The 2,346-nt window shown below is 75.1% G+C and carries 3 protein-coding genes; all 3 read left to right on the top strand.

What is annotated here, in order from left to right:
• A partial coding sequence (locus E1291_RS41065; RefSeq protein WP_131743421.1) for a CAP domain-containing protein occupies positions 1 to 626 on the top strand: 626 nt, incomplete at its 5' end.
• Positions 627 to 735: 109 nt separating this feature from the next.
• On the top strand, positions 736 to 1,986 hold the full coding sequence (locus E1291_RS41060; protein ID WP_131743420.1) for a hypothetical protein: 1,251 nt from the start codon (positions 736 to 738) through the stop codon (positions 1,984 to 1,986).
• A 178-nt stretch (positions 1,987 to 2,164) separates the two neighbouring features.
• A partial coding sequence (locus E1291_RS43615; RefSeq protein WP_207401257.1) for a hypothetical protein occupies positions 2,165 to 2,346 on the top strand: 182 nt, incomplete at its 3' end.

Genomic DNA, 2,346 nt, shown 5'->3' with positions numbered 1-2,346 from the left:
AGCAGGCCGCCTCGGCCCGGCCGGCCTCCCACCCGCCCGGCTTCGACCCGGCCGGCGGCGAGACCGACCCCGGCCGCACCGACCCCGGCCGGGGCCCCGCGGGCGGAACCGCCCCCACCGCCTCCGGGACGACCTCCTCGCAGCGGACGTCCCGCGTCCCCGCCCGCCCGTCCGTCCAGCCGTCCGGGGGCGGCAGGCCGCCGGTCAAGGGCGCGCCGCCGTCCGCCCGCGACGGCGTCCCCGCCGGCGGGGACGCCGAGGGGGCCGTGGTCGCGCTCACCAACGCCGAGCGTGTCAAGGCGGGCTGCAAGCCGCTGCGCCCGGACGCCCGGCTCGCCACGGCGGCCCGCAAGCACTCGGCCGAGATGCTCTCGCACGGGTACTTCGAGCACGGCTCGCGCAACGGCGACAGCCCCTGGAAGCGCATGGAGGACGCGGGCTACGCCAGCCCCGGAGCCGAGAACATCGCCAAGGGTTACACGACGGCCGAGGCGGTCGTCGCGAGCTGGATGAAGAGCTCCGGCCACCGTGCCAACATCCTGAACTGCGACCTGCGCGCCACCGGCGTCGGCATGGCCGCCGGACCCGGCGGGCCGCTCTGGACCCAGGACTTCGGCTGGAAGTGACCGTCCGGGACGACCTTCGGTAAACGGGCGACGCCCGATTCGCCCCCATGTCATGGTTAGTGTTCCGAAGGTCCAGAGTCCCGATCGAGGAACGGTAAGGTCCAAGACCATGGGTTATCCGGGCGATCAAGGCAGTTCCGGCGGCTGGCCTCCCGCGCAGCCGCCGCAAGCGCCGCACGGCCCCGGAGCCGGGAGGCCGGACGCGGCACCACCGTACGGCGACGACGGCGGCGACGCGGCCCCCTTCTCCCCCCGCGCGGACGACCGCGGCGGCCCGTCGGGCACCGACCCGTTCGGCTTCGAGCCCCCCGGCTCCGAGCCGTACCCGCCCGGCGCGTTCGGGGCGGCCCCGTCCCCGCCCGGCGCCTTCGGGGCGGCTCCCCCCGAGTCCGGGCCGTTCAGCGCCATGCCTCCCCCGGCCGAGCCGTTCGGCGCGGCGGCTCCTCCCGAGTCCGAGCCGTTCGGGGCCATGGCTCCCCCGGCCGAGCCGTTCGGGGCCGCCGGCACCACCGCCGCGTGGGCGGACGGGCCGCCCGGAGCGATGGGCGAGCCCCCGTCCCCCGGCGGCTTCGGCTCGCCCGGCCCGGCTGACCCGCCCGGTCCCGGTGACGGCGGGCCTCCGCCGCGCCGCCGCAACCTGCCCCTGATCATCGGCGGCTCGGTCGTGGCGGGCCTCGTCCTGATCGGCGGCGGCGTCGGCGTGGCGTCCATGATGAAGGACGACCCCAAGCCGAAGGCGGCGCAATCCCCGTCTCCGCGCGCGACCAAGCCGAAAGCCCCGGTCACTCCGAGCGTCCCGCCGCTGGAACCGGTGAAGCTCAAGAGCCGCACCACCGACCCTGCGAAGCTGACCTTGAGCGAGGTCTTCCGCAAGTCCACCTTCAAGGCCGGCAAGCAGAAGTACCTCCGGACGGCCTGGAACGACAAGAAGGGGTGCGTCGGGATCGTCGGCGGCACGACGCTCACCTCGGCGCTCAAGAAGGGCGACTGCAAGCAGGCCCTGCGCGCGACCTACGCGCTCGGCTCGGGCCAGCTCATCGGCACCGTCGGCGTGCTGAACCTGAAGACCGAGGCCGCCGCGAAGGCGGCGGTCAAGGCCGCCGGCGCCAAGGACGCGTTCCTGCGGGCGCTGCCCGGATCGGGCATCTCCAAGACCAACGGCAAGGGCGAGGCCCTCGGCACGTGCGAGACGTTCGGCCACTACGTCGTCATGACCTGGGTCCAGCGCCCCGACGGCAAGAAGATCGCCAGCCAGTACCACTCCACCGTCCGCGCCTTCGGGTCCCAGCTCGTCGACGGCAGTGGCCTGTCGTTGGCACTGCACTACAGGGAAACCGAAGGCAAGCCCCTCCAAAAGTGACCGGTTTGAATACGCTGTCTGCTTATGTCTGGACCTAGAGACACCCGGGAGTCCGCCGAGGAGGCCGGGGCGCCGTTCGTCCCCGCGCCCCTGGCGCCGCCCAGCTTCGGCAGCGCGGACCCCGCGGCCGAGGCGCCCGCCACCGCTGCGGCGACCGGCCCGGACGGCGCGGAGCCGGTTGCGCCCGCCCCGCGCGCGCTTCCCCCGTTCGGCCTGCAGACCCCCTGGTGGGCCGCCGAACCCGAAGCCGCCGCTCCCGAGGACCCCGCCGATGGCGGCGGTCCTGCCCGACCTCGTCGCCGAGGCCGGGCGCGACGAGGCGCTGGCCGAGGCGATGCGGACCATGATCGGCGAACCGCG

This window comes from Actinomadura roseirufa, assembly GCF_900659635.1.
In the GTDB taxonomy this organism is placed as follows: domain Bacteria; phylum Actinomycetota; class Actinomycetes; order Streptosporangiales; family Streptosporangiaceae; genus Spirillospora; species Spirillospora roseirufa.
Note: the sequence above shows the minus strand (reverse complement) of the source record. Positions and strands in the feature narration are given on the sequence as shown.